The following is a 4730-nucleotide window of genomic DNA, read 5'->3' as shown; positions in this document are numbered from 1 at the left end:
GGGTGGGAGGCGCGTGGCCAGAAGGTGCCGACGTCCCACAGGATGCCGATGGTGCGGCGGGCCGAGGCGTCCTTGTAGGCCCGCCGCCCCCAGGTGACGAAGAGTATGAATCCGAGGCCGATCAGCCAGGACCCGAGGGCCTGGGCGGTCTCGGCAGCGCCGTGGACGACGGGGGAGGCGCCCTGCGCGGCCTCGGCCGGGGTCTCGTCGGTGGCCAGGGCGCCCACGAGGGCTCCGGCGCCGAGCAGCAGAGTGGCGCCGGAGGTGACGGCGACGATGCGGGGGCCCCGGTCGGTGAGCGAGGCCATGGCACGGGTGTAGGCGATGCGGCGGGTACGGGCGGGGTCCTCGGCCTCGTCCGGGTAGTCGAGTGCCACGGCGGCGCGCTCGGCGCTGGCGAGCTGCCAGGCGCGATGGGCCAGCCAGCCGATGAGCCCCAGCAGCACGACGAGCAGCGGCGGGATCACGGACGCCTGCCAGGTCAGCAGCACCGGCGGGCCCTCGATCGACGCCCCGGTGCCGTCCAGCCAGTCGGACACCCGCTGTGACACGCCGCCGGACATCACGCCGCCCAGCGCGCAGGCCAGCATCGCCACGGCCGGCCCGCCCAGGCCCCGCAGCACCGCCCGCCGGTCGGGGTCGGTGCGGTGCAGACCGTGGGCCACGACGCCGAGGACGATCACGAGCAGGCCCTGGACCAGGGCGATCCCGCCGAAGGTCGCATCACCCGGCAGCCGGCCTTCCGACGTCCACCCCGGGCGCTCCCACCCGGCGTACAGCAGGGCGAGGGCGAGCAGGACGAGCGCGACGAGCGGCAGGCGTCGTACGAAACGCTCGTCGAGTTTCCGGTCCAGCCGTCTCTCGCTGCGGCCGCGGCGGCACACCACCCACACCACGGCGACCGCGCAGGCCGCGAGGGCCGCCTCCAGGATCAGGCCCAGGACGTCGAGTACGGCGGGGCCGCCGGGGCGACGGTCGTGGCGGGCGGCGGCGCTGCCGACCGCTGCGGCGACCGTGATCAGGCCGGCGGCGGTGTGCGCGGCGCGCAGCCGGGCCACCAGCCGGCGCCCGTACCAGAACCCGGGCCGGCCGAGTGCGGTCGGGCCGCCGTCACCTTCGGGCTCGGCGGCACGTTCGATGGGCTGCTGGGACTCGTAGTCGCTCCACGTACGCCGGGACAGGTACCAGAGCAGAACGGTCAGGGCGGTGGGCACGACGGCGGCGAGGGCGAGCCTGCGGCCGGGGGCGCTCCACCAGCCGCCGTCCGAGACGCCGGGCGAGAGGAAGCCCAGCCAGGAATGGCGGTCGGCGCAGGCGGTGGTGCCCGCGCACTGCCAGGCCGCCAGGTCGAGGGCGACCTCGCAGGCGGCGGCGACGAGCAGGACGGTCAGCGTGAGCGCCGCGAGCCGGACCAGGAGGCCGTAGAGGCGTACGGTGCGGCGGCGGCCGTGTGCGGAGGGGCGCATCCAGTGGGCGAGGTTGACGACCATGAACGGCAGCAGCAACAGCCACAGGGCGCGGGTGCCGTTGCCGGAGGTGAGGTTGCACCAGACGTAGGCCTCGGGCACCGGTCCCTCGCGGCGGCGGTCGTCGGGGTTGTGCTCCGCGTCGACGTCGTCGGCGCGCCGGAAGACGGCAGCCGTGTCGTCGCCGGTGACGCGTACCGTCCGAGGATCGTTGAGCATCTCCTGCGGCGTGGTACCGCCCACGCCGTGGACCAGGAGTTCCAGGGCGGTTGTGGGTTCGCCCGGTCGCGTGGCGGGACCGTCGGGCCCGCCGGTCGACGCATGTTCTGGCGCACGTTCCACTGATTCGCACTCCCCCGTGACACGCCGTCGGCTCTGTCCGTGCGCGCACAAGGATCTCCACTTCCGTGGCGCCGCACACCTCCTGTCACGGAATCTCCCCGATCCGTGATGAACCGTTGTGACCGCCGGGCCCTCGGTGGCATGTGCGCGACGAGTGGGCGTGGTGGCGCCCGCTGCTCCGCGACATGCGAGGATGGGACGTCCTCGCACCGGAGCCCGGAAGAATGTCCTAGTCGGAGCCGGTGCGGGGGGTGTTCGGACGGCATTGAGGCGAAAGGACCGGAGCGTACGTGAGCGAGAATCAGAACCTCCTCGCGGAGCAGCGGCGATCCCTGATCCTCGACGAGGTTCGCCGCCGGGGCGGTGTCCGGGTCAACGAGCTGACCCGCAAGCTCGGCGTGTCGGACATGACGGTCCGCCGCGACCTCGACGCGCTCGCCCGCCAGGGTGTGCTGGAGAAGGTCCACGGCGGCGCGGTCCCGGTGGTCGAGGCGAGTACGCACGAACCGGGCTTCGAGGCCAAGTCCGGCCTGGAGCTGACCGCCAAGGAGGACATCGCACGCGCCGCGGCCAAGCTGGTCGCGCCGGGCGCGGCGATCGCCCTGTCGGGCGGTACGACGACCTTCGCGCTGGCGCACCAACTGCTGGACGTCCCGGATCTCACGGTGGTCACCAATTCGGTGCGGGTCGCCGACGTGTTCCACGCGGCGCAGCGCACCTCGGGTCCGCGGCAGGGTGCGGCCACGGTCGTGCTGACGGGCGGGGTGCGCACGCCCTCCGACTCGCTGGTGGGGCCGGTGGCGGACCAGGCGATCGCGGCGCTCCACTTCGACCTGCTGTTCCTCGGGGTGCACGGCATATCGGTCGAGGCCGGCCTGTCGACGCCGAACCTCGCGGAGGCCGAGACGAACCGGCGGCTCGTGCAGTCGGCCCGCCGCGTGGTCGTGGTCGCGGACCACACCAAGTGGGGCAAGGTGGGGCTGAGTTCGTTCGCCTCGCTGGAGCGGGTCGACACGCTCGTGACGGACGCCGGCCTGCCGGACGAGGCGCGCGGTGTCGTCGCGGAGCATCTGCGGCGGCTGGTGGTGGCCGGGGAGCCCGAGGACGGCGCAGACATCTGACGGGAGCTCGGCCAGGGTGGCGCATCCGCCCGCTCCCGTCCAGGAGGGCTCCGCCCATGCCTCGTCGACTGCGCCCGGTGGAACTCGACTTCGTGGCGACGGCTCGCGTTCGGCACGTCTTCGAGCGGGACATGGCCGCTCCGGTGGAGGCGGTCTACGGCGCACTGGAGGACGTGCCCGGCTGGGCCGCGTGGTTCGCACAGGTGTCGGCCGCCCGCCCGGTCGACGCGGGCGCGGGGCGGGACATCACCCTCACCGGTGGCATCCGGTTCCGGGAAACGGTCATCGCGGCGAAGGCACCGGAGGTGTACGCCTACCGCGTGGACGTCACCAATCTGCCGGGCGTGCGGGCGATAGCCGAGGAGTGGCGGCTCGCGCCGGCCGGCGGTGGCACCCGGGTGCGGTGGACCTTCGCCACCGACGGGACCGCCGCGTACCGGCTGGCCGTGAAGGTGGCGCGCGCGGGTCAGGCGCGCGCGTTCCGGGACGCCGTGCGGGCCCTGGACCGGCGGCTGAACACCTGAGGGCCCGCGGTCAGTCCGGCCAGACGCCCGTCCTCAGCAGCGAGTCGATCGCGGCCGTGTACGGCTGGATGTCCAGCCCCTGGGCGGCCAGCCAGGCGTCGGAGTAGTACTTGTCGAGATACCGGTCCCCCGGGTCGCACAGCAGGGTCACGACGCTGCCCTGCCGTCCCTCGGACACCATCTCCGCGATGATCTTCAGCGCGCTCCACAGGCCCGTGCCGGTGGAGCCGCCGGCCTTGCGGCCGATGGCGCGTTCCAGGGCGCGTACGGCGGCGACGCTGGCCGCGTCGGGCACCTTCATCATCCGGTCGATCGCGCCGGGCACGAAGCTCGGTTCCATGCGGGGCCGGCCGATGCCCTCGATGCGGGAGCCGCAGTCGCAGGTGACGTCCGGATCGCCGGTGGTCCAGCCCTCGAAGAAGCACGAGTTCTCGGGGTCGGCCACGCAGACGCGGGTGTCGTACTGCATGTAGTGGACGTAGCGCGCGAGGGTCGCGGAGGTGCCCCCGGTGCCCGCCGTGGCGACGATCCACGCCGGCTCGGGGAACCGCTCCAGGCGCAGCTGGCGGAAGATGGACTCGGCGATGTTGTTGTTCCCGCGCCAGTCCGTGGCCCGTTCGGCGTAGGTGAACTGGTCCATGTAGTGGCCGCCGGTCTCGGCCGCGAGGCGGGCGGACTCCTCGTACATGGTGCGGGGGTCGTCCACGAAGTGACACCGGCCGGAGTGGAATTCGATGAGGCGGATCTTCTCGGCGCTCGTCGTGCGGGGCATGACCGCGATGAAGGGCACGCCGATCAGCTTCGCGAAGTACGCCTCGGAGACGGCGGTCGAGCCGCTGGAGGCCTCGATGACGGGTCGGTCCGGCCGGATCCAGCCGTTGCACAGGCCGTACAGGAAGAGGGAGCGGGCGAGCCGGTGCTTGAGGCTGCCGGTGGGGTGGGTCGACTCGTCCTTCAGGTACAGGTCGATGCCCCACCGCTCCGGTAGGGGGAACTGCAGCAGGTGCGTGTCGGCCGAACGGTTGGCGTCCGCCTGGACTCTGCGGACGGCCTCTTTGAGCCACGCCCGGTAGGCGGCGTCGCTGTGGTCGACGTCGAGGGTCACGCCGGTCCGGGTCTGCTGGGGGGTACTCACGGGGGCTCCTAACGCTGTGCGCCGGCAAGGGGGGCGCACAGCCGACACCCCGATCATAAGCACCTTCCGCACGCCCCTCACCTGCATAAACGCATCTTTGAGCCCCCCAAAGCGCCCCCAGGGGCAGGGCCCGGGGCAAGGG

General features: G+C 73.0%; 4 protein-coding genes. 2 read left to right on the top strand and 2 right to left on the bottom strand.

Translation table 11 applies throughout. From position 1 onward, the window contains the following. A partial coding sequence (locus C1J00_RS38395; protein WP_102913520.1) for a hypothetical protein occupies positions 1-1808 on the bottom strand: 1808 nt, incomplete at its 3' end. A gap of 290 nt (positions 1809-2098) precedes the next feature. On the opposite strand from C1J00_RS38395, the gene C1J00_RS38390 reads away from it, so the two are divergent. Together C1J00_RS38390 and C1J00_RS38385 are read left to right on the top strand one after the other, a co-directional pair. Beyond that, positions 2099-2929, top strand: a complete 831-nt coding sequence (locus C1J00_RS38390) for a DeoR/GlpR family DNA-binding transcription regulator (protein ID WP_102913519.1) — start codon at positions 2099-2101, stop codon at positions 2927-2929. 56 nt (positions 2930-2985) lie between these two features. Further along, on the top strand, positions 2986-3453 hold the full coding sequence (locus tag C1J00_RS38385) for an SRPBCC family protein (RefSeq protein ID WP_102913518.1): 468 nt from the start codon (positions 2986-2988) through the stop codon (positions 3451-3453). Positions 3454-3463: 10 nt separating this feature from the next. Here the strand turns inward: C1J00_RS38385 and cds1 are convergent, their stop codons facing one another. Continuing rightward, positions 3464-4588 (bottom strand): L-cysteine desulfhydrase Cds1, encoded by a 1125-nt coding sequence (gene cds1 / locus C1J00_RS38380; RefSeq protein ID WP_102913517.1) that lies wholly within the window; start codon positions 4586-4588, stop codon positions 3464-3466. Positions 4589-4730 lie beyond the last annotated feature (142 nt).

The organism is Streptomyces cahuitamycinicus (assembly GCF_002891435.1).
In the GTDB taxonomy this organism is placed as follows: domain Bacteria; phylum Actinomycetota; class Actinomycetes; order Streptomycetales; family Streptomycetaceae; genus Streptomyces; species Streptomyces cahuitamycinicus.
The sequence above is the reverse complement of the archived record's forward strand: the minus strand, read 5'-3'. Positions and strand labels throughout refer to the sequence as shown.